Annotated in this window: 22 protein-coding genes; 7 read left to right on the forward strand and 15 right to left on the reverse strand. The window is 66.6% G+C overall.

Features of this window, described 5'->3' with window-relative positions; translation table 11 throughout:
- Positions 1 to 6 precede the first annotated feature (6 nt).
- From QTI24_RS16705 to QTI24_RS16725, 5 genes are all read right to left on the reverse strand, one after another.
- The gene (locus QTI24_RS16705; protein ID WP_286601877.1) at positions 7 to 1275 is read right to left on the reverse strand and encodes a multifunctional CCA addition/repair protein; all 1269 of its coding nucleotides are present in this window, start codon (positions 1273 to 1275) and stop codon (positions 7 to 9) included.
- 29 nt (positions 1276 to 1304) lie between these two features.
- Positions 1305 to 1988: a glutathione S-transferase family protein gene (locus QTI24_RS16710; RefSeq protein ID WP_286601878.1), complete on the reverse strand. Its 684-nt coding sequence runs from the start codon at positions 1986 to 1988 to the stop codon at positions 1305 to 1307.
- Positions 1989 to 2074: 86 nt separating this feature from the next.
- The gene (locus QTI24_RS16715; protein ID WP_286601879.1) at positions 2075 to 2635 is read right to left on the reverse strand and encodes an MgtC/SapB family protein; all 561 of its coding nucleotides are present in this window, start codon (positions 2633 to 2635) and stop codon (positions 2075 to 2077) included.
- 81 nt (positions 2636 to 2716) lie between these two features.
- On the reverse strand, positions 2717 to 3316 hold the full coding sequence (locus QTI24_RS16720) for a mechanosensitive ion channel family protein (protein WP_286601881.1): 600 nt from the start codon (positions 3314 to 3316) through the stop codon (positions 2717 to 2719).
- A 29-nt stretch (positions 3317 to 3345) separates the two neighbouring features.
- Positions 3346 to 5367, reverse strand: coding sequence for a lytic transglycosylase domain-containing protein (locus QTI24_RS16725; protein ID WP_286601882.1), 2022 nt, complete (start codon positions 5365 to 5367; stop codon positions 3346 to 3348).
- Between the two features lie 9 nt (positions 5368 to 5376).
- Between QTI24_RS16725 and QTI24_RS16730 the strand changes: the two genes are divergently transcribed.
- Positions 5377 to 5994, forward strand: a complete 618-nt coding sequence (locus QTI24_RS16730) for a 5-formyltetrahydrofolate cyclo-ligase (RefSeq protein ID WP_286601884.1) — start codon at positions 5377 to 5379, stop codon at positions 5992 to 5994.
- Positions 5995 to 6112: 118 nt separating this feature from the next.
- Here QTI24_RS16730 and QTI24_RS16735 read toward each other — a convergent pair whose 3' ends face one another.
- A complete protein-coding gene (locus QTI24_RS16735; protein ID WP_286601885.1) occupies positions 6113 to 7096 on the reverse strand; it encodes a LysR substrate-binding domain-containing protein in 984 nt (327 codons plus the stop codon).
- Positions 7097 to 7246: 150 nt separating this feature from the next.
- Between QTI24_RS16735 and QTI24_RS16740 the strand changes: the two genes are divergently transcribed.
- The gene (locus QTI24_RS16740) at positions 7247 to 7576 is read left to right on the forward strand and encodes a DUF2917 domain-containing protein (RefSeq protein WP_286601887.1); all 330 of its coding nucleotides are present in this window, start codon (positions 7247 to 7249) and stop codon (positions 7574 to 7576) included.
- 2 nt (positions 7577 to 7578) lie between these two features.
- On the opposite strand, the gene QTI24_RS16745 is transcribed toward QTI24_RS16740, so the two are convergent.
- Positions 7579 to 7971: a BLUF domain-containing protein gene (locus QTI24_RS16745; RefSeq protein ID WP_286601888.1), complete on the reverse strand. Its 393-nt coding sequence runs from the start codon at positions 7969 to 7971 to the stop codon at positions 7579 to 7581.
- A 92-nt stretch (positions 7972 to 8063) separates the two neighbouring features.
- On the opposite strand from QTI24_RS16745, the gene QTI24_RS16750 reads away from it, so the two are divergent.
- Positions 8064 to 8834 carry a Crp/Fnr family transcriptional regulator gene (locus QTI24_RS16750; protein WP_286601956.1) on the forward strand — a complete coding sequence of 257 codons (771 nt, stop codon included), beginning with the start codon at positions 8064 to 8066 and terminating at the stop codon, positions 8832 to 8834.
- A 109-nt stretch (positions 8835 to 8943) separates the two neighbouring features.
- The gene (locus QTI24_RS16755; protein WP_286601889.1) at positions 8944 to 10206 is read left to right on the forward strand and encodes a polysaccharide biosynthesis protein; all 1263 of its coding nucleotides are present in this window, start codon (positions 8944 to 8946) and stop codon (positions 10204 to 10206) included.
- 102 nt (positions 10207 to 10308) lie between these two features.
- On the opposite strand, the gene QTI24_RS16760 is transcribed toward QTI24_RS16755, so the two are convergent.
- Complete coding sequence (locus tag QTI24_RS16760) at positions 10309 to 11241, reverse strand: hypothetical protein (RefSeq protein WP_286601891.1); 933 nt, start codon at positions 11239 to 11241, stop codon at positions 10309 to 10311.
- An 89-nt stretch (positions 11242 to 11330) separates the two neighbouring features.
- A complete protein-coding gene (locus tag QTI24_RS16765) occupies positions 11331 to 12215 on the reverse strand; it encodes a DUF6279 family lipoprotein (protein WP_286601892.1) in 885 nt (294 codons plus the stop codon).
- Here QTI24_RS16765 and glmU point away from each other — a divergent pair.
- On the forward strand, positions 12214 to 13638 hold the full coding sequence (glmU, locus tag QTI24_RS16770) for a bifunctional UDP-N-acetylglucosamine diphosphorylase/glucosamine-1-phosphate N-acetyltransferase GlmU (protein ID WP_286601893.1): 1425 nt from the start codon (positions 12214 to 12216) through the stop codon (positions 13636 to 13638). The two genes, QTI24_RS16765 and glmU, sit on opposite strands and share 2 nt — an antisense overlap.
- Before the next feature lie 132 nt (positions 13639 to 13770).
- Here glmU and QTI24_RS16775 read toward each other — a convergent pair whose 3' ends face one another.
- Complete coding sequence (locus QTI24_RS16775) at positions 13771 to 14250, reverse strand: Lrp/AsnC family transcriptional regulator (protein WP_286601894.1); 480 nt, start codon at positions 14248 to 14250, stop codon at positions 13771 to 13773.
- Between the two features lie 138 nt (positions 14251 to 14388).
- Between QTI24_RS16775 and glmS the strand changes: the two genes are divergently transcribed.
- Positions 14389 to 16269 (forward strand): glutamine--fructose-6-phosphate transaminase (isomerizing), encoded by a 1881-nt coding sequence (gene glmS, locus QTI24_RS16780; protein WP_286601896.1) that lies wholly within the window; start codon positions 14389 to 14391, stop codon positions 16267 to 16269.
- A gap of 22 nt (positions 16270 to 16291) precedes the next feature.
- Here the strand turns inward: glmS and QTI24_RS16785 are convergent, their stop codons facing one another.
- From QTI24_RS16785 to QTI24_RS16805, 5 genes are all read right to left on the reverse strand, one after another.
- Positions 16292 to 16723: a universal stress protein gene (locus tag QTI24_RS16785; protein WP_286601898.1), complete on the reverse strand. Its 432-nt coding sequence runs from the start codon at positions 16721 to 16723 to the stop codon at positions 16292 to 16294.
- 10 nt (positions 16724 to 16733) lie between these two features.
- Complete coding sequence (locus tag QTI24_RS16790) at positions 16734 to 17447, reverse strand: TerC family protein (protein ID WP_286601899.1); 714 nt, start codon at positions 17445 to 17447, stop codon at positions 16734 to 16736.
- A gap of 144 nt (positions 17448 to 17591) precedes the next feature.
- Positions 17592 to 18983, reverse strand: a complete 1392-nt coding sequence (locus QTI24_RS16795) for a sensor histidine kinase (protein ID WP_286601900.1) — start codon at positions 18981 to 18983, stop codon at positions 17592 to 17594.
- Positions 18970 to 19644 (reverse strand): response regulator transcription factor, encoded by a 675-nt coding sequence (locus QTI24_RS16800; RefSeq protein WP_286601901.1) that lies wholly within the window; start codon positions 19642 to 19644, stop codon positions 18970 to 18972. Before QTI24_RS16800 ends, QTI24_RS16795 begins: the two co-directional genes overlap by 14 nt.
- A gap of 61 nt (positions 19645 to 19705) precedes the next feature.
- Positions 19706 to 20632: a LysR family transcriptional regulator gene (locus QTI24_RS16805; protein WP_286601902.1), complete on the reverse strand. Its 927-nt coding sequence runs from the start codon at positions 20630 to 20632 to the stop codon at positions 19706 to 19708.
- Between the two features lie 103 nt (positions 20633 to 20735).
- Between QTI24_RS16805 and QTI24_RS16810 the strand changes: the two genes are divergently transcribed.
- Positions 20736 to 22202 carry a ribulose-bisphosphate carboxylase large subunit gene (locus tag QTI24_RS16810; protein ID WP_286601903.1) on the forward strand — a complete coding sequence of 489 codons (1467 nt, stop codon included), beginning with the start codon at positions 20736 to 20738 and terminating at the stop codon, positions 22200 to 22202.
- The last annotated feature ends 7 nt before the right edge of the window (positions 22203 to 22209 follow it).

A 22209-nucleotide genomic window follows, 5' to 3' on the forward strand; every position in this document is an offset into this window, starting at 1 on the left:
CCACCTTCAGGAGGAGGGTTGCAGGGCCGCGTCCACCGCGGCGATGCGTGCGCGCGCGATGGCCTCGCCGATCTTCGGTCCTGCCGCACCGGCCTGCTGCGCTTCGCGTGCGATGGGCTCGGTGGCGACGGACTGCGCGGCGGCCAGGGCCGCCAGCAGGCGCGTGCGCGGCGGATAGGGCGCGTCTTCGAGGCCGAGGCGTCCCCGCGCATCGCATTCGCAGGCCAGCAGGGCCTCGTCGAAGCGATCCGGCTTGCGGAAGGCATCGCAGCGCTCCAGCAGGCGGACGACCGCCGCCGCGTTCAGTTCGCCGCTGCGGTGGATGTTGCCGTGCTCGCGGGCGACCACGTCGGCGAGTTCGCGGATGTCGACGGGCACGCGCCATCGGTCGCACACCGCGCGCAGCAGCTTCGCGCTGCGCTGCTCGTGCCCGATGTGGCGCGGCAGCACGTCGGCCGGCGTCGTGCCCTTGCCGAGGTCGTGCACCAGGCAGGCGAAGCGCACCGCCAGCGGCGCGTGCAGGTGCGCTGCCATGTCGAGCACCATCATCAGGTGCACGCCGGTATCGACTTCGGGGTGGTGGGCTTCCGGCTGAGGCACGCCCCAGAGGCGGTCGACCTCGGGCAGCAGCACGGCCAGCGCGCCGCATTCGCGCAGCAGCTCGAACATGCGCGAGGGCTTGTCTTCCATCAGGCCGCGCGCGAGTTCCTGCCAGACACGTTCGGGCACCAGTGCATCGACTTCGCCGGCTTCGACCATCTCGCGCATCAGCACCATCGTCTCGGGGGCGACGTGGAAGTCGGCGAAGCGCGCGGCGAAACGCGCGACGCGCAGGATGCGCACCGGGTCTTCGCGGAAGGCCTCGGTCACGTGGCGCAGTTGCTTCTGCTGCAGGTCGCGCTGGCCGTGGAAGGGGTCGACCAGATCGGCCGGGTCCAGGTCGAGCCGGTCGGAGGCGTTGATCCGCGCTTCGGGCAGCGCGATGGCGTTGATGGTCAGGTCGCGCCGCGCGAGGTCCTGTTCGAGCGTGACGTCTGGCGCTGCATGGACGACGAAGCCGCGATAGCCCGGCGCGCTCTTGCGCTCGGTGCGGGCGAGCGCGTATTCCTCACGCGTCTCGGGGTGCAGGAAGACGGGGAAGTCGCGCCCCACGGGCAGGAAGCCGCGCGCGACCATCTGTTCGGGCGTGGCGCCGACCACGACCCAGTCGTGATCGCTGCCGGGCCTGCCCAGCAGCGCATCGCGGATCGCGCCGCCGACGAGATAGGTTTGCATGGGGCGCAGTGTAGGGCGCCCCGATTCCCTCAGCGCTCCAGGCGGTAGGGCTCGTCCATGAGAACGAAGTCCTTCTCGACAAGCGCTTCGGCGATCCAGGCCTCGACGCCCGGCAAGGCCAGCACGCGCGCGACATAGGCAGAGATGGCGGCAGGCACGGGCAGGGCGAAGGTCTTGATGCGCATGCAGACAGGCGCGAAGTAGGCGTCGGCGGTGCTGAACTCGCCGAAGAGCATCGAGCCGCCATGGGCATCGAGCAGGCCGCTCCAGAGTTGCACGATGCGGTCGAGGTCGGCGCGCACGGCGGGCTGGTCGCGCAGGATCAACCGGCCCTGAAGGCTCAGGTCGGCCTCGATGTTCATGCCGCAGTGGCTGCGCAGCGCGCGGAAGCCCGCGTGCATCTCGGCGCATGCGCTGCGTGCCTGGGCGCGCCGGGCCTTGTCGGCGGGCCAGAGCTTGGTATCGGGATGCGTCTCGGCGAGGTATTCGCAGATGGCGAGGGTGTCGTAGACGACGATGTCGCCGTCCTGAAGCACCGGCACCGTGCCCGTCGGGTTGAGCGGCAGGATGGTGTGCTTGAACTTCGAGTGCTCGTCGAAGGAATCGAAGCGGACCATCACTTCCTCGAACGCGATGCCGGCCTGCTTCATGAGCACCCAGGGTCGCATCGACCAGGACGAGTAGTTCTTGTTGCCGATGTAAAGCTTGATCATGCGGGCCTCTCGGAAGTGATGCAAAGCCTTCGATGCTAGCGGCGTCGGCCGGGGCCATTGATGCCATCGCGGCCCGGAATTGATGCTTAGCGCGGGGGAGCGTCGTCCGGCTTGGTGATCACGCGCGGTGGCGTCGCTTCCGGCGCGGGCGGGCCCACCAGCCGCTCGATGAGTGTCACCAGCCGCGGCACGAGCGCCAGTACCACCAGCGCCAGCAGGGCGCTGAGCACTGCGGTCACTTCGCGGCCGAGTCCGCAGGCCATGCCGATCGCCGCGGTCATCCAGAGGCCGGCCGCGGTGGTCAGGCCCTGAACGTTCTGCTCGTCCCGGCCCTGCTTGAGGATGGTGCCGGCGCACAGGAAGCCCACGCCCGCCACCAGGCCCTGGATCACCCGGCTCATGTCGGCCGCCTGGATGCCGGCCTGCTGCGGCACGAGCACGAAGAGGGCCGAGCCGATCGCCACCAGCATGTGGGTGCGCACCCCAGCCGCCTTGCCCTGGTGCTCGCGCTCGAAGCCCAGCATGAATCCCAGAATCGCGGCCAGCAACAGGCGTACGAGGATGCGCAGTACTTGCGGGAGATCCGGAACGTCGGAGAACTCGGCGGCGAGCACCTCGGTGGTCGCGGCCCAGACAGAGGCGGCCATGCTGCAGGAGGAAAGGGGAGAGGCCGCAGTTTGGCTGCGGGCTGCGCAACCGACTGTAGGACGCCGGCACTTTTTCGAAGATCAGCCGGTCGGGGTGTCCGGGGAGCGCGGTGAAGTGAGATCCACAGTCCGCGGCAGCGCAGGGGAACTGCCGTGCCAGCGGCGCACCGCGCGCTGAAAGAACATGCTGTTGGGGATCTTCAGCGTGGTGCCTTCCTCTGCGCTGCCGCTCTCCTGCAGCGTGGTGTAGACCAGGTTGATGTCCATCACGCGGCCCTTGAGACCCGGCTTTTCGCCGTTCTCCAGCACCTCGACCGTGTCGCCGCGCCAGAACATGCGGGTCGTGAAGATCAGCAGCGCGCAGAAGATGTTCGACAGCACGCTCCACGCCGCGAAGAAGGCCACGGCGCCGACGGCAGCAAAGCCGGTGAAGGCGCCCCAGAGCACGGTGCCCGAGACGCCCAGCCGCTCCAGGGCCCATAGCAGGGCGCCACCATAAAGCAGGGAGCCGACGGTGCGGCGCGTGATCACGGCCACGTCCTCGGGCAATGCGTAGTTCGTGGTCACGCGCTCGATCACCCGGCGCACGAAGCGGTACACCAGCCAGGCCGCCAGCAGGATCAGCGCCACCTGTATCAAGGGGATGGCGATGTCCAGCGTTTCGTTGGCCCAGTCGGGCAACCGGGCGCGCAGGTTCTGCAGGATGCGGATCAGGGCAGGTCCTTGTTGGGCTCCGGCAGCGCGGCATCACGCGGCCCGACCCGACCGAGACGGTCCTTGAGCGACTGCGGCCGGCCGGAGATCAGCGCTGCGTAGTTCGTGGTGTTCGCGAGCACCTTCTTGACGTAGTCGCGCGTCTCGGTGAAGGGCACGTTCTCGGCCCAGATCGCCGCGTCCATCACCGGCCCGTTGCGCCAGTTGCGCGGCCGGCCGGGGCCGGCGTTGTAGGCCGCAGCGGCCAGCGCCATGGAGCCGTCGAAGTCGTCGAGCGCGAGCTTCAGGTAGTTGGTGCCGATCGTGATGTTGGTCTCGCGGTCGTTGATCTGGCCGGGCGTGAAGTCGTACATGCCGATCTTCTTGGCGGTCCAGCGCGCGGTGGCCGGCATCACCTGCATGAGGCCGGAGGCACCGACGCCCGAGCGCGCGTCCATGATGAAGCGGCTTTCCTGGCGGATCAGGCCGTAGACGTAGGCCGGGTCGAGGCCGATCTCCTGGCTCTTGCGCACCACGGTGTCGCGGAAAGGCATCGGGAAGCGCTGGTCGATATCGATCACGCCCTTGGTGCGCTCGCTGGTGTTGATGCAGCGGTCCCACACCTCACGCTGGCAGGCGAGGTCGGCGGCGGCGAGCAGATCGCGGTCGCTCATGCCGCCCTTGTCGTGCAGGTTGGTCGCGTAGTTCCACTCGCGCGTGCCTTCGGGCCGCAGGCCGATGGAGATGGCGTAGAGCGCGCGCTGGAGCGCTGGGTTGTTGCGTGCCGCGGCCTTCTCCTCGGGCGTGAGCGGATCGGGGCGCGTGGGCACTGCGGCGCGCTGGCCCAACTCCTCGAGGGCCAGCAGTTCGTAGAAGCCGCGTGTGCCTGCGATGCTTTCGAAGAGCGTGCGGGCCTCGGCCCGGCGATCGTCGCCGCCGATGGCCGTCAGCGCGCGGCCTTTCCAGTAGACCCAGGTCGGATCGAGCTGCTGCACTTCGCTCATCGCGTCGATGGCGGCCAGCACCTGCTTCCATGCGCCGGCGCGCAAGGCGGCGCGGGCCTTCCACGAGAGCATGTCGTCGGACAGGTCGCCGATCTTCGTGACGTTCGCGAAATAGGTGTTGGCCATCGGCGAGAGCTTGGTCGCGAACTGCCGCCCGATGGCGCCCCAGAGCCAGTTGCGCTCCTCGGCGGAGAGCATCGTCGCCCATTTGCTTTCGAGCTGGGAGGCGGCCATCTCCGGATCGGCGACGGTCATCTTGATCAGCGCGAGCACCACCAGCTCCCGGCGCGATTTGGCGACGGCGAAGCCGCGACCGGTCAGGAACTTGGCGGGGCTGGCGTTCATCTCGTCGAACATCGGGATCGCATCGGGTGCGACGAGCATCACCGCCGCGCGGGCGGCCTGCGGACGGTTGGCCTCGATGGACAGGCGGGCCTTCTTCCAGGCGTCGTTGGGCGACATCAGGCGCGCGCCGATCATGCGGTCGGCGGCGGTCAAGCAGCCGTCGTCCAGTTCGCGCTGGCCGAGCCAGGCGCGGCGCACCTCGTCGGCTTGCGCCTGGGTGGCACTGCCGTTTCGCAGCGTGTCGACCAGGATCGCGTAGCAGCGCACCTGGGCATCGTCGTTCATGCGATAGGCCGGGTGCTGGGTCATGAAGCTGTCCCAGTCGCGGCGCTGGCCCGCGAGCAGCAGCCAGTCGTTGCGCAGGCGGTCTTCCTGGTAGGTGCCGGCGTAGCGTGTGAGGAAGTCCTGCACCTCCTGCGGGCTCGCCTCCTGCAGCCGGGCCTTCAACTCCCAGTACGCGGCCCAGGGTTCGAGCGCGTGGCCGCGCGCTTGCGGCAGCAGGGCCGCGAGGCGGGCCTTGTCGCCGCGCTGGGCGGCCTGCTTCATCTGCAGCAGCACGTCGTCGTTGCCGTTTTGCGCGCGGGCGGGCTGGAGCACCGCTGCAGCCGCCAGCACGAGCGAAAGAGAAAGGGTGGAAAGGGAGGCGCGGGGCTGGCGGCGCGCGGATGCCAAAATGCTTGCGAACTGCATCGGGGGATTATGGACAAGTCAAAGGGTGCCGACACCTCGGCAACTGCCACATTTCTCAAGGGCCAAGTGCGTGCCGCGCTGATCGAACAGCGCCTCGCCATGCCCGACCGTCTCGCTCGCGCCGACCTGCTGCAGCGCGTGATGCGCATCTGGCTGGTCGGGCGGCCGGACACGGTGATCGGCGCCTACTGGCCGATCAAGGGCGAATTCGATCCGCTGCCCGCGCTGCACCGCTGGAAAGAGGACGGCGAACTGCTCGACGAACCACACCGCCGGCGCATCGGACTGCCGGTGGTCGACCGGGTGCACAAGACCCTGACCTTCCATTCCTGGTATCCCGGCTGCCCGATGGAAAACGATGCCTTCGACATCCCGAAGCCGAAGGACACCGAACTGATCGTGCCGACGCTGCTTTTCGTGCCTTGCCTGGGCTACAGCGAGGGCGGCTATCGGCTCGGCTACGGCGGCGGCTTCTACGACCGCACGCTCGCGGCGCTGGAGCCGCGGCCCTTCACGGTGGGGCTCGGTTTCGCGAACGGCCTCGTCGCGAATTTCGAGCCCGAGGCGCACGACGTGCCGCTGGACGCCATCCTGAATGACGATGGCGTAGTCTGGCCCAGGGGGTAAGGCTCGCCCCCAGGCTTGCTCACTTCGTGTAGCCGCCCACCCCCTGCCGGGGGCAACACCTGCGGCCCGGCAAAGCCGGTTCCGCGGTGTTTCACCAACGGGCCTGACCGCCGGGGCATCAGTCCATCTGATCGATGGTGTCGGGGTCGGGGACTTCGCCGATGGTTTCGCGGGTGGTCACGGCCTGGCTCAGCAGCCATTCGTTGAAGGCCTGGATCTCGGAGCGTTGCGCGCTGCGCGGGCCGGTGATGAGCCAGTAGGCCATCGGTGAATCCATGCGGTAGTGCGGCAGCACTTCCACCAGGTCGCCGTTGGCCAGGCTTTCCGCGATGAGCGAGCTGCGCGCCAGCACCACGCCCTGCCCGGTGAGTGCGGCCTGGACCATCTGGTAGGCGTAGTTGAAATAGAGCCAACGCCGCGGCTCGGCGCGCGACAGGTTGTTGACCTCGAACCAGCGGCGCCAGGTCAGCCATTCGAGGTGCGTGCGATGTGCGTCGCCGGCCTCGATCAGCGTGAAGCGGGCGATGTCGGCCGGTTCCTTGATCTGCGGGTTGCTCTTGATCAGCCAGGGGCTGGCCACCGGCGTGATCGTCTCGCCGAAGAGCCGCATCGCCCCCGGCGGCATGTTTTCCCGCGGGCCGTAGCGCAGGGCGATGTCGACGTCCGCGATGTCCAGGTCGAGCGCGACGTCGCTGGCGTCGATCCGGATGTCGATCTCCGGGTTGTCGCGCTGGAAGGCCTCCAGCCGCGGGATCAGCCACATCGAGGCGAAGGAGGCGAAGGTGGTCAGCGACACGCTCTTGCGCCCCGCGTTCTGGCGAATCAGGCGCACCGCGCCGTCGATGCGCGGCAGCGACTGCTGGACGGCCAGCAGCAGATGCGCACCGGCGCTCGTCAGTTCGACCGCCCGCGTGTGGCGCAGGAACAGCGGCACGCCCACTTCTTCTTCCAGGGACTGGATCTGCCGGCTGACGGCGGATTGGGTGAGGGCCATTTCCTCGGCAGCTGCGCGAAAGTTCAGGTGTCGGGCGACGGCCTCGAACGCACGCAGATGGCCGGCGGAGATCGGCCGGGAACGGAGGTGGGTTTGCGAATGGAGCATGTCGGAGGGCTTCGGGCGGCTTGGCGATTGATGCGAAACCGGAATCAGTAGGCTACCGCGTTTTCATTGGACTGCCAACGAGGGCGGGCGGATCATTCATTCCCGAAGCGCGCCATTTGCGCACTTTCAAATCCCTCCCAGGAGTCCACCATGTCTGCCGTTTGCACCTCTTCTTCGCTTCCCTCCGTTGCACTGGCCCGTCCGGCCGCCGTGCCGCCGGCAGTGCGCCGCGGTGCCTGGCAGCTGGAAGCCGGCCATGCGATCAGTCTCAAGGCTTCCAGCGCCAGTGTCCTGCGCGTCCGGCAGGGCAGGGTGTGGATCACGCGTGATGCCACCGTCCACTCGGGCAGCGAGGATCTCGTGCTGGCCCCGGGCGAATCGCTGGCCGTGGACCGTGGCCAGCGCATCGTGATGGAGCCGTGGGACGGCAACGGCGCGACCTACACGTGGGATGCCGCCGCGGTCGCCCGCGCTGCCTGAGTTCAGCCAGCGATGTCGAACCGGGGGCGCAGCGCCAGAAAGCGCTGCAGCGCCTCGGCGCCTTGCAGGGCAAAGACGTCCGCCAGGTCGTCGCGTTCCTCGACCTCGGCAAAGCCCATCTCGAAGCGCTGGTAGCGGCGCTGCAGCAGCGAACCCTCGAAGAGCACGCGCACCTCCGCATGGCGGGGGTCTGCCTGGAGACGGCGCATCAGCGAGAGCACCTGTTCGCTCGGCCCCTCGAAGTGCTGGCAGAAGCGCATGCCGTCGAACACCAGCAGGCCCGTGATCCCGGTCTCCGCATTGCGGGCTCGTGCCCGGGTGACGATCCGGCCGACCACCGTGGTGGGCTGGTCTGGCGCAAGCAGGCTGGAATACAGGATTTCGTGGAGTTGCATCGACGTTCAGGGGGAGAGGCGTCGGCAGTTTAGGAGCGGGCAACGCGGCGGAAAATGTCAAAAGACACACGCGTGTGGCCTATAGTGTTCAGGTGAAGTTCGAGGACTATCCAGCTCCCGTCTCTCCGCCTCGCTGTGCACATCCGTGTGACGAATGCGGCCTGCGCAAGAACCCCGCCTTCGTGCCCGCGTCTGCGGAGGAAGTGCGCGTGATCGAATCGTTTCGCAGCGGTACGCGCATCGTCGAAGCCGGTCGGCCCATCATTGCCGAGCAGCGCGCCAGCCCCCAACTCTTCACGCTCTATTCCGGTTGGGCCTTTCGCTACAAGACGCTCAGCGACGGCCGCAGGCAGATCCTCAGTTTCCTGCTGCCGGGCGATTTCATGGGCTTGCAGGAGGAATTCGCCGACGGCGAGACCCATGGCGTGGAAGCCGTGACCGGCGTCACGCTCTGCGCCTTCGATCGCGACAAGCTCTGGGACCTGTTCCGCTCGCACCCCAAGCTCGGCTACGACATCACCTGGCTCACGGCGCGCGAGGAGAAGATGGTGGACGACAACCTCGTCACCGCGGGCCGGCGCAATGCCAGCGAGCGCGTCGCCATGCTGCTTATGCACCTCTATCGCCGGGCGGAGCGCGTCGGCATGGTGCGCGACGGCTGGGCGGAGTTTCCGTTCAACCAGCAGCACATCGCGGATGCGCTCGGCTTGTCGCTGGTGCACACCAACAAGACATTGCGGCGCCTCGAGCGCCTCGGGCTGCACAAGCTCGACAGTGGGTGGCTGCGCATCATGGAGCCGCATGCGCTCGAGCGCCTGGGCGACTATTTCGAACGGCCCATGCGGCCGACGCCGCTGATCTGACGCGGCTTCCGAACGCCATCGCTTATCGTAGAGGCCCTGCCCGGATAATCCGCGGCTCCCAGCCAGCCCGGCGACCGCCGGCCATTCACATGACCGACGCCGCCTGCCTGTGAAGCTCCTTGCCCGTTTGCGCCAGATCGCCATGGTTGGCGGTGTCGAAACCTTTGGCGTGGCCGTCGGCGGCATCGCCGGCCTGCTCATCGTCAACGTGCTGCCGAAGGACCAGTACGCCGCCTACACCTTCCTGGTGGCCTGCATCACGCTCATCCTCGGCGTGACCGACCTGGGGCTCGCGCACTGCTGCCTTCCGGTCGTCGGGCAGCGCACGAACGAGATTCCCTGGGTGGTCGGCGCCTGCCAGCAGGTCTTCCGCAAGCGCTGGCTGTTGCTGGGCCTGGGGCTGGCGATCGTGGCGCCCTACTGGTTCATCACCTCGCGCGAGCATGGCTGGGGCGGGGGAGGCTATCTGCTGGCGTCGGCGTTCATGATCGTGATCGTGCTCCTGACCTTGCGGGAGCACTTCGCCAGCACGGTGCTGCTGATCCTGGGCCACATCTCCACCCTGAACCGGATCGGGTTCTCGTCGCACTTCGTGCGGATCGCCTTCGTCGGCGCGGTGCTGCTGCTGCCGATGACCTCGTGGTCCGTGGCCGGCATCGTGGCGGCCACGGCCGCCGCGAGCCTGGTGAGCGTCGTGCTCTACCGCAACGAATTCAGGTCTCGCGAAATCGTGAATTCCCGGCTGGAAGGCGACGACGCCCGACGCGTGGATGCGCAGGTGATCCAGATCGCCAAGCCCCTGGTGTTGCCGGCGATCTTCTACCAGGTGCAGGGCGTGATCACCGTGTTCCTGGTCTCGATGTTCGGCACCTCGAGCATGGTGGCCGAGGTGGGGGCCTTCGGCCGGCTGGCCATGGTGCTCATCGTGGTGGATCGGGTCACCAACATCCTGCTGTTCCCCGTCATCGCGCGTGCGCCGGAGGGGGAGCGGCTGCGCAGGATGCTGCTCCAGGGCCACCTGGTCTATCTCTTCCTGATGGCGCTGGTGCTGCTGACCTCGATCTACCTTCCGCAGTACTGGATCCTGCTGCTGGGCGAGAAGTACCGCAGCATGGAACCGCTGGTGTGGATGGTGTTCCTGGCCTCGATCCTCCAGAACGCGTCGGGCTTCGCCTTCCGGACGATGACGGTGCGCGGCGTGACGGCGGGCCAGACCTACAGCATCCCGGTGACGCTGGTGACGCAGGTCGCCTATCTGGCGATCGTCGGCGTGAGCGACCTGCGCTCGGTGCTGGGCTTTGCGATCGCGACCAGCGTGGCCAACTTCGTCTATCAATACTCCCTGCTCATCTTGCGCGGGCGGAAGATGTGACTCGCCCCCAGGCTTGCCCACTTCGTGTGGCTGCCCACCCCCCGCCGGGGGCAACACCAGCGGCCCGGCGGAGGCGGTTCCGCGGTGTCTCTGGAGTTTTGGCTAGCTGCGCTTGTAGACGCGGCCGATGGCGGCGGCCAGCTTGAGCGCGAACTGGCGCTTGGCGAGTTCGCCGTCCGAATACACCTTGATCGGCGCATTGGCGAAGCGGTAGTACCACTTGCTGGCGGCAGTGGGTGGGCGGCCGCGCAGGGCCTGGCGGATGTGGCCGCCGTGCCAGGGCTTGACGGAGCCGATGGCGTGCGAGAGGTAGTAGCCGCCGGGCGCGAAATCCATGGCCTCGGGGCCGGCGGTGTTGAGCGGCGCCTCGCAGACCGTGAGGGCGAAGTTGAGAGCGTCCTGGTCCGTCGAATGGAACAGGGCCGCCGAGCCTCCAGCCTTCAGTTGTTTGGAGTTGGCGTTGTAGGCCACCACCAGGTCGCACAGGCGGCGCCACAGGTCCAGGAAGTCCAGGTGCTGGCGGGAGACCGCGATGAAGCCGGCGTTGTAGTAGCGATCGAGCGTGCGTCGCGGCGTCGCGCCGTGCGGCTCGAAGAAGCGGTTCCACAGCAGGCGCTTGGGGTGCCGTGCCGGAAAGCACCAGTTGACGTCTTCCGCGAGCGAAATGCCATCTTCGGTGAACCATCCCGTGAAGGCGGGCCAGTCGCATTTCAGGACGATGTCCGGATCGATGTAGGCGACGATGGTCGAAGCCGGCGCATGCTTCTCGAACATCTCGCGGATGAAGGTGGGCTTGTAGTAGGTGAAGTGCAGCGGCGTGTCGAGCTCGACCATGCACAGCTTCAGTGTCGGCGCGATCTGCAACTGGCCTGTGGCGCGATCGAAGGCCGGCGAATCCACGATCCAGCCCGGCAGCGCACCGCGATAGCCGACCCACAGGTCGCCCTCATAGCCCGCGGCAATCAGTGAATTCGACAGCGCCGCGACGCCGAAATGGTAGTTTCCTTCGAAGAGCGTGCAGAGCGAGATGTTCATGGGTGATCTGGTGAGTCGCGCCCAAGTGTAAACAAATGTTGTACTTTGTCGCCGCACTTTTCATGTGCCGTTTGGCGTATTCCAGGAGTTCACTGCGCCGTCGCCAAGTCGCGTAGATCGTTCTCGTACGACTGCAGCCGCCGCACCGCCTTGTCGCGCTGGGCCGGGCTGGTCTGGTTGTGGAACTCGGCGATGTCGTGGCAGGCCTCCCGCTGCAGCGCTTGTTGCCGGTCGCGCCAGGGACCCGGCGGCGGACTGGCGATGCGCAGCACGTAGGCATGGATCGCCGCCTGCGCTTCGGGCGGCGGGGTCTTCTGTGCGTTGAAGCGGCGCAGCAGCGTCAGCGCCTCGCGCTGACGCCGCTTGCGTTCCGCATCGAGTTCGCGCGGATCGAACACGGACCGCGCCACCTGCAGCCTGAGGAGATCGCGTTGCTGCGCATCGAGCCGCCCGTAGAAATCCTCGCTGCGTTCGACGAATTTCTCGTAGCGCATCTCCTGCTGCTTTTCGATGCTGCGCTCCAGCCAATCCTTGCGGTAGTCCGCGTTGATCTTCGTGTACTTGCGTTCGAGCTGCTGCAACTGCGATTCGGTCAGGCTCACCGCGAGTTCGGCGCCGGCCGGTTCCGCTCGCTCCGCCAGGGCGAGCAGCCGGTTGCGGATCTCGTTCACCATGTCGCAGGTCTGCTCGGGCGTGACGTCGTTGGGCGCCAGCGTCTGCGCCTTCTGCATCATGGCGACGACCCTGGGCAGTTCGTTCTGGCGATGCCAGGCCAGCAGATGGTCCAACTCGTCGCGCACACGGGGGGTCTGGGTGCCGTCGAAATCGAGGTAGCCGTCGAGCCACCAATAGCTGACTTCCGGCAGATTGTTGTATGCCAGCTTGACCGCGCTGCACGCCGCCAGAGTGGCGCCGAGAACCAGCACGCCGATAATTCGCGCCAGCTTTGCGCAACGAATCAGAGAAAAAGGCATGAATCAGACTCCGCAGGACAACAACCAGGAACCCGTCGACGTCGTCATCATGGCGGCCGGAAAAGGCACGCGCATGAAGAGCAGCTTGCCGAAAGTGTTGCATCGTTTGGGTGGGCGTGCACTTGTTGCGCACGTGATCGACACCGCGGGACGTATCGGCGCGCGCAACGTCGTCGTCGTGACCGGCCATGGCGCGACGGATGTCGAGACCGCGCTCGAGGGCGCCGTGGCGGGCGTGACGCCCCAGTTCGCGCGCCAGGTGCCGCAACTCGGCACGGGCCACGCCATGCAGCAGGCGGCGCCGCTCCTTCCCGACGATGGCACGGTCGTGGTTCTCTCGGGCGATGTGCCTCTGATCGGTGACGACACCTTGCGCGCGCTGGTGGCCGAGAGCGCCGGCCGGCGCCTGGCGCTCCTCACGATCTGTGTCGACGAGCCGACCGGCTACGGCCGCATCATCCGTGCGCCGGGGCACGAAGCCGAGGGCGAAGTGCTCGCCATCGTCGAAGAGAAGGACGCGAACGAGGCCCAGCGCGCCATCCAGGAGGTCTACAGCGGCGTCATGGCGGTGCCGACGCGCCTCCTCAAATCCTGGCTCGGGCGGCTGGACAACAAGAACGCGCAGGGCGAGTACTACCTGACCGACGTGGTGGGCTTCGCGACCATCGACGGCGTTCCGGTCGTCGCCCACCGAACCGACGACGCTTTGCAGGTGGCCGGCGTCAACAGCCCCACGCAACTTGCGGCGCTCGAACGCGCCTACCAGCGTCGCCAGGCCGACGCGCTGATGGTGCAAGGCGTCCGGCTGGCCGACCCGGCGCGCTTCGATCTGCGCGGCACGCTGGCGTGTGAATCGGATGTCGAGATCGACGTCAACTGCGTGTTCGAAGGCGCGGTGTCACTGGGCGCCGGCGTGCGCATCGGGGCGAACTGCGTGATCGCCAATGCGCGCATCGAGACCGGTGCGGTGATCCATCCGTTCACCCACATCGACGGCGAGAAGGCCGGCGTGACGGTGGGCGCCGGCTCGCTGGTCGGGCCCTTCGCGCGGCTGCGGCCCGGCGCTCGCCTGGGCGCGGAGGTGCACATCGGCAACTTCGTGGAGGTCAAGAACTCGACCCTCGCCGCGGGAGCGAAGGCGAACCACCTCGCGTACCTGGGTGACGCCACGGTCGGCCAGCGCGTCAACTATGGCGCCGGCAGCATCACTGCCAACTACGACGGCGCCTTCAAGCACCGCACGATCATTGGTGACGACGTGCACGTGGGCAGCAATTGCGTGCTGGTCGCGCCCGTCACGATCGGTGCCGGTGGCACGATCGGCGGGGGCTCGACGATCACCAAGAGCACAGAGCCGGGTGCGCTGACCATCTCGCGGGCGCGTCAAACCAGCTTCCCGAACTGGCAGCGACCGAAAAAGTAGCTCGCCCCCAGGCTTGCTCACTTCGTGTAGCCGCCCACCCCCTGCCGGGGGCAACACCGGCGGCCCGGCGGAGCCGGTTCCGCGGTGTTCCTGGATCCATGCAATTGGCGGTTGCGCCGCGCTCAGGTGAGGTCAGGCGAGTGACGGCAGAGGCACGCGGGGTGCGAACTTCGCGCGCTTGATACTGAAGAAGGCCTTCACGTTGCGCACGTTGGCGTCGTTCGTGAAGAGGCGTTGTGCGAGCGCCTGGTAGGCGGGCATGTCGCGCACGGTAACGATGAGAACGAAATCCGGGCCGGGCGAGACGCGGTAGCACTGCTGAACCGCATCGTCCGGCGCGACGCGCTGCTCGAAGGCGTCGAGCGCGGAGGCGTCCTGCCGGTCGAGCGAGACCTCGACCACTGCCGTGAGCAGAGGGCCGATGCGGTCGGCGCTCAGGATGGCGACCTCGCTTTCGATCCACCCTGCCTCGCGCAGGCGGCGCAGGCGGCGCAGGCAGGTGGGCGGCGAGAGGTTGAAGCGCTCGGCGAGCGACTGGTTGCTTGGGGACGCGTCATCTTGCAGCGCGTCGAGCAGGCGCAAGTCGATGTCATCGAGGTCTGAAAATTTCACAAATATGATGATAGTGGAATAAAAGTCCATCATTCGTCTGATGAGAAATTCAAGGTCAAATAGCATAAAAAACTGACCGAAAATTTCATGGCGATCGGCCTACCATCGCTCCAACTTCCAATCGCAGGAGCAACTCATATGTGTGGCATCGTCGGCGCCGTTTCCGGTCGCAATATCGTTCCCGTCCTCGTTCAGGGCTTGCAGCGGCTCGAGTACCGGGGCTACGACTCCTGCGGCGTGGCCGTCCACGCGGGCGGCCTGCAGCGTGCCCGCACCACTTCGCGCGTGGCCGAACTGCTGACGCAGGTACGGGACGACCGCATCGAAGGCAGCACCGGCATCGCCCACACGCGCTGGGCCACGCACGGCGCACCGGCGGTGCACAACGCGCATCCCCATTTCAGCCACGGCCCCGGCACGGATGCGGAGACCACTCGGCCCGGACGGGTGGCGCTGGTGCACAACGGAATCATCGAGAACCATGAATCCCTGCGCGCGGCGCTGCAGGCGAAGGGCTATGTCTTCGCGAGCCAGACCGATACCGAGGTCATCGCGCACCTGATCGACAGCCACTACGACGGCGACCTGTTCGAAGCCGTGAAGGCGAGCGTCAAGCAACTCCAGGGTGCATACGCCATCGCTGCGATCTGCCGCGACGAGCCGCAACGGGTGGTCGGCGCGCGCGCCGGCTCACCGCTGATCCTCGGCGCCGGCAAGGAAGAGGGCGAGAACTTCCTCGCGAGCGATGCCATGGCGCTGGCCGGCGTGACCGACCAGATCGTCTACCTCGAAGAGGGCGACGTGGTCGACATCCAGCCCGGCAAGTACTGGATCGTCGACCGCGCCCACAAGCCCGTGACCCGCGTCGTGCGCACGGTGCAGGCGCACAGCGGCGCGGCGGAACTTGGGCCCTACCGCCACTACATGCAGAAGGAAATCTTCGAGCAGCCGCGCGCGATCTCGGACACGCTCGAAGGCGTGGAAGGCATCGTGCCCGAGCTCTTCGACGGCGTCGGCACCGACGGCGCACCGGGCGCGGCCGCGTGGCGCGTGTTCAACGAAATCGACAACGTGCTGATCCTGGCTTGTGGCACCAGCTACTACAGCGGCTGCACGGCCAAGTACTGGCTCGAAAGCATCGCAAAGATCCCGACGCAGGTCGAGATCGCGAGCGAATACCGATACCGCGATTCCGTGCCCGATCCGAAGACCCTGGTCGTGACCATCAGCCAGTCGGGCGAGACCGCCGACACGCTGGCCGCGCTCAAGCATGCGCGATCGCTGGGCATGGACCACACCCTCACCATCTGCAACGTCTCGACCAGCGCGATGGTGCGCGAGTGCAAGCTGGCCTACATCACTCGCGCCGGCGTCGAGATCGGCGTGGCGTCGACCAAGGCCTTCACGACGCAACTCGCGGGCCTCTTCCTGCTCACGCTGGCGCTGGCGCAGTCGAAGGATCGCCTGCCTGAAGCCGACGAAGCGCGCTACCTGAAGGAAATGCGGCACCTGCCGGTGGCGTTGCAATCCGTGCTCGCACTGGAGCCGCAGATCATCAGCTGGTCGGAAGACTTCGCGCGCAAGGAGAACGCGCTCTTCCTCGGCCGCGGCCTGCACTACCCGATTGCGCTGGAAGGCGCGCTCAAGCTCAAGGAAGTGACCTACATCCACGCCGAGGCCTACGCGGCCGGCGAACTCAAGCACGGTCCGCTCGCCCTGGTCACGAGCGAGATGCCCGTGGTGGCCGTTGCGCCCAACGACGCCCTGCTCGAAAAGCTCAAGAGCAACCTGCAGGAAGTCCGCGCGCGCGGCGGCGTGCTCTACGTGCTGGCCGACGGCGACACGCACATCGAGAGCAGCGAGGGGCTTCACGTGATTCGCATGCCCGAACACTACGGGGCGCTGTCACCGCTGCTGCACGTGGTGCCGCTGCAATTGCTGGCGTATCACACGGCGTGCGCGCGCGGGACGGATGTGGACAAGCCGCGGAACCTGGCGAAGAGCGTGACGGTGGAATAGTGGTTGGTCTTGGCTGATTGGATCAGGAACTGATGACCTGGGGGTCACCGCTCGCACTCAGGTGTTGACGCACCTGCTGCGCCAGCGAGCCAAAGATCGTTCCTGCCAGACTCGGTTCGTCGCGTCCGAAGACGATACGGTCGCAGCCGTAGTCGCGTGCGGCCATGGCGATCGTCTCGGCACTGCGCCCCACCAGCACGGTGCTGGCGTAGGGCACCCCGGCCAGATCGAGCAGCTTCTGCGCGTACTGCAGATCTTCGGCGCCCGCGCTGAGCTGCAAGTCCAGCAGCTCGCGCTTGTTGAAGAGCATCGCGACATGTCCAGAGACCATGGGCTGCACGCGCAGCAAGCGGATGCTCACCCGGTCGTTCCGGCGCATGCGCAGGACCTGTTCGATGGCCGAGCGCGTCCGGGCCGGCTGATCCGGGTCGATGGGTACCAGGATACGCGTCACGCCGGCACCCTCAGACGGCAGGCTGCTTCTTGGTCGCCTGCAGTTCTTCGCGGCGCTGTTCGCGGCGGCTGCTCATCCACTTGCCAACCGCCACCACGAGCAGAGCACCGAAGGCCGGGACCATCGTGTGCAGCGCGTGACGATCGGCGACCCAACCAGCGATGGCCGGATCCGAAATGGCCATTTCTCCGGCCACCCAGCCGAGCAGCGCGGCGCCGAGCACGATGATGATCGGGAATCGATCCATCAATTTCAGGATCAAGGTGCTGCCGAAGATGATCAGCGGAATGCTGATCACCAGACCGAACACGAGCAGCGGAACATTTCCCTTGGCTGCAGCGGCGACGCCGACGACGTTGTCCAGGCTCATGACCAGATCGGCCAGCACGATGGTCTTGATGGCGGCAGCCAGACCAGCGTGGCCCTCCAGGCCCGTTTCCTCGTCTTCCTGTTGAAGCAAGCCAATGCCGATCCAGAACAGCAGCGCTGCGCCAACCAGCTTGAGGTACGGCAGGGTCAGCAGGTAGACGGCGAAGAAGGTCAGCACCACGCGCAACACGATCGCTCCGACGCTGCCGAACAGGATGGCCTTTTTCTGCTGGGCGGGCGGCAGCGAGCGGGAGGCCATCGCAATGACGACCGCGTTGTCGCCGCTCAGGACGATATTGATCAGGATGATCTGCGACAGGGCGATCCAGAATTCAGCACTCGACAAAAGCGACACGGTGTCTCCTCATTCAATGGTTCGAAACCACAGTGGTTTCGGCCTTGTCGAGCGTAGAGACTTGTCCTGTCACCTTTCTGCCGGGCCGCTGACAGCCGGGTGTCTGCCAGCTGTCAGGAACCTTACAGACTGAGGTTGCGCCGGTCAGGCAGCGCGCAAAGGGAAGAAGACGCTGAAGGTGTTGCCCACGCCGTCGATGTCTTCCTCCAGCGTGATGCGCGCGCCATGCAACGTGGCGATCTCGCTGACGATGGCGAGTCCGAGACCGCTGCCATCCTCCTGCGTACCGAGGAGCCGGTGAAAGCGTTCGAAGATGCGGGCACGCTCTTCCACGGGGATGCGGGGGCCGTCGTCGCTGATGGCCAGGCGACATTGATCGTCGTTGATCCGGGCAGCCTGCACGGTCACTCGACCGCCCGACTGGCTGTAGCGGATCGCGTTGTCGATCAGGTTGTTGACCAGCTCGCGCAAGCGGTCCTGGTCGGCGTCGATCATCAGCGGATGTTCGGCGCCTTCGAAGCCCAGGTCGATGTTTCGCTTGATGGCCTGGGGTGCCCAGTCCATGCTCACCTCCAGGGCGTGGGCGTTCAAGTCCAACGGCTGCAACTGCATGGAGTCGAGCGCACCGGGCTCGTTGCGGGCCAGCGAAAGCAGCTGGCGCACCAGCCTCGACAGCCGGTCGGCGCTGATATAGAGCTGCGCGAGCGAATGGCGCACCCGGTGCAGATCGCTTTCCCTCAATGCCAGCTCGATCTGGGCCTTCAGGCCGCTGACCGGCGTCTTCAGCTGATGAGCGGCGTCGGCCACGAAGCGGTTCTGGAAATCGAAAGTGCGCCCAAGGCGCCCCATCAATTCGTTGATGTCGTCCACCAGCGGACGCACCTCTCCCGGGACGTCCTGAATGTCGATGGGACTCAAGTCCAGGTGCGAGCGGTCCGATACGGCACGGCGCAGCCGCTGCAGCGGTTCGAGCCCGCGCGACACCCCGAACCAGACCACTGCCGTCGCCATGACGATCAGGAGCAGCTGCGGCAACACCACATTCGCGACCATTTCCCAGGTCAGGCGCGCTCGCTTGTTGAGCGTTTCGGCCACCTGCACCAGAACCTGCGGGGGCCCGGCATCCGGCCCGACGGGCATCCACGCCACCATCATCCGCACCGGTTCGCCGCGCACTGCATCGCCGTAGAAGTCCGGCTTGCCGGCCTTTCCAACGCGCGCCGCAGGCAACTGGGGATCGCCACCCAGATCGGCGCCGTTCTCGCCGATGACCCGGTAGAAGAGCTGGTCTTCCGGATCCACGAACAGGATGTTGGCCGCGGCCTCCGAGAGCTCGAGCCGGGGACGCGTTCCGTCGAGCTTCACGTGCAGGGCGATCTCGCGGCCGATCTCGTGCAGCGCACGGTCGTAGGCCAGGTTGGCGAACCGCAGCGAGTTCCAGTAGGCGGCGGCCGTATCGAGCACCAGCAGGACGGTGAGCGGCCCGAGCAGCCAGGCCAGCAGCTTGCGCTGCAGCCGGGGCTCAGACCTCCACATCGCTGCTGTCGATCAGGTAGCCCATGCCGCGCACGGTGCGGATCTCGCAACCCAGCGGCTCCAGTTTCTTGCGCAGCCTGTAGACGTTGACTTCGATCGCGTTGTCGCCGACCTCGTCGCCCCAGCCATAGAGATGATTGACCATTTGCTCCTTGCTCACGACACGCCCCGCGCGCATCAGCAGCAGTTCGAGCAAGGCGAGTTCGCGTGGCGACAAATCCAGCGGCCGCTTGTCGTGGAACACACGGCGGCCAACGGTATCGAAGCGCAGCGAACCATGTTCGAGGTCGGGGGTGGACTGGGTACTGCGGCGCAGCAGCGCTCGGACTCGCGCTTCGAGCTCCGGCAGATCGAACGGCTTGGCCAGGTAATCGTCTGCGCCGAGATCAAGCCCGCGGACACGGTCTGCGAGGGTGTCGAAGGCGGTGAGCATCAGCACTGGCATCGTCGACTTGCGGCCCCTGAGACGCTTCAGCACATCCAGTCCGCTCAGCCCGGGCAAGCCGATGTCCAGGACGGCCAGGTCATATTTGCCGAGGGCGAGGGCATGGTCGGCCTCCTCGCCGGTCGTGACGACGTCGACAGCATGGGCGGACTGCACCAGCGCCCGCGAAAGTGCATCCGCCAGCACCCGGTCGTCCTCGACGAGCAAGATCCGCATTGATTTCCTGACTGCGTGTGTCTTTGGGGATGCTAACCGCAAGCGCGCGCCGCGACGGGGCTCATGCTAGTGCCGTCTCGCTGAACATCGCGGCCAGGTGCGATTCGCCGCGCTCGAGGATGAAATAGCGAAAAGCCTCGGCTGCCGGCGACAGCATCTTGGCTGCTGCATTCACGAGGTGCCAGCGCCGCATCAACGGCAAACCTTCCACGGACGGCGCGGCGATCAGCCCGTTGCGCCATTCCAGACCGATGGTGTGGAGCGAGACCAGGCTCACGCCCAGGCCGGCCATGACGGATTGCTTGATCGCCTCGTCGCTCGGCATCTCCATGATCAGCATCGGCTGGAGGCGGTGCACGGCGAGAAACTCCTCGAGCGCCGCGCGCGTGCCCGAACCCGGCTCGCGCACGATGAATCCTTCGCGCGCCAGAGCGGCAGCGGGCACGTTCTCCGCCCTCGCGAAGGGGTGGCTCGGGGCCGTCACCAGCACGTGCGGGTGCATCGCGAAGGGTTCGGCGCGATTGGGCCATTCCTTGGGTGCCCGGCCCATCACCGAGACCTCCACCTCGTTCGCCTGCATCAGCGCCACCAGCTGCTCGCGGTTCCCCAGGCGCAGCCGCACCTCGACCGCGGGATGCTCGGCATGGAACTGCGCCAGCAGCTGCGGGAGAAAGTACTTCGCCGCGCTGACCATGCCGATCGTCAATACGCCCGATTCGACGCCCTTGAAGCGCGCCATGGCGTCCTCGGCATCCTTCAGCGTGCCGAGCAGGCGCCGTGCGTAGACCGCGAAATACTCGCCGGCGGTGGACAGCGACAGCCGCCGGCCGGCGCGGTCGAACAGCGGCAGGCCGACCTGGGATTCCACCTCCTTGATCTGCATGGACACCGCCGGTGGCGTGAGGTGCAGCGCCTCCGCGGCGCGCAGCACGCTGCCCTGGCGCACCACCTCGGCGAACACCCGCAGCTGGCGGAACGTGATGTTCATGATTAAGGAAATACTTACTTAAAAGCAAAAGAAGTCTGAATTTACCTTAATTGATTCGACTTCTACAGTGAGTTCATCCACCCAACGCTGCCCGGAGACCACTGTGAACCTACCCGTCGAACAAGGCGTCATCACCGACGCCAAGAAGCGTTACAGCGCCGGCGTCCTGAAGTACCGGCAGATGGGGTACTGGGACCCCGGCTACCGGCCCAAGGACACCGACGTTCTCTGCCTGTTCCGCATCACGCCACAGGATGGCGTCGAGGCCATCGAAGCCGCCGCCGCGGTGGCCGGCGAGTCGAGCACGGCCACCTGGACCGTGGTCTGGACCGACCGGCTGACCGCCTGCGACAGCTACCGCGCCAAGGCCTACAAGGTCGATCCGGTGCCCGGCCAACCCGGCCAGTACTTCGCCTGGGTCGCCTACGACCTCATCCTGTTCGAGGAGGGCTCGATCGCCAACATGACGGCCAGCCTGATCGGCAACGTCTTCTCGTTCAAGCCACTGAAGGCGGCACGGCTCGAGGACATCCGCATTCCAGTCGCCTATGTGAAGACCTTCAAGGGCCCGCCGACCGGCCTGGTGGTCGAGCGCGAGCGGCTCGACAAGTTCGGCCGTCCGCTGCTCGGCGCCACCACCAAGCCCAAGCTGGGCCTGTCGGGCCGCAACTACGGCCGCGTGATCTATGAAGGGCTCAAGGGCGGGCTCGATTTCATGAAGGACGACGAGAACATCAACTCGCAGCCCTTCATGCACTGGCGTGACCGGTTTCTGTACGTGATGGACGGCGTCAACAAGGCCAGCGCGGCCACCGGCGAGGTCAAGGGCAGCTACCTGAACGTCACCGGCGCGACCATGGAAGACATCTACGAACGCGCGGAGTTCGCGAAGGAACTGGGCTCGGTGGTGGTCATGCTCGACCTGGTGATCGGATGGTCGGCGATCCAGAGCATGGCGAACTGGGCGCGCCGCAACGACATGATCGTGCACATGCACCGCGCCGGCCACGGCACCTACACGCGGCAGAAGAACCACGGCGTGAGCTTCCGCGTGATCGCCAAGTGGTTGCGCCTGGCCGGGGTCGACCACATGCACACCGGGACGGCCGTTGGCAAGCTCGAAGGCGACCCGATGACGGTGCAGGGCTACTACAACGTCTGCCGGGACAGCTTCACGAAGCGAGATCTGCCGCGCGGCCTGTTCTACGACCAGGATTGGGCGGACATGCGCAAGGTGATGCCGGTCGCCTCGGGTGGCATCCATGCCGGGCAAATGCACCAGCTGATCGACCTGTTCGGCGACGACGTGATCCTGCAGTTCGGTGGCGGAACGATCGGGCATCCGGCGGGCATCCAGGCCGGTGCGGTGGCCAACCGCGTCGCGCTCGAGGCGATCGTCAAGGCACGCAACGAAGGCCGCGACATCCTGAACGAGGGCCCCGAGATCCTGCATGCCACCGCACGCGGCTGCACGCCGCTCAAGCAGGCGCTCGACACCTGGAAAGACGTGTCGTTCAACTACGCGTCCACCGACACCAGCGATTTCGCCACCACCGCATCGGTGGCTTGAGAGGGCT

The organism is Variovorax sp. J22P240 (genome assembly GCF_030316855.1).
GTDB lineage: Bacteria > Pseudomonadota > Gammaproteobacteria > Burkholderiales > Burkholderiaceae_C > Variovorax.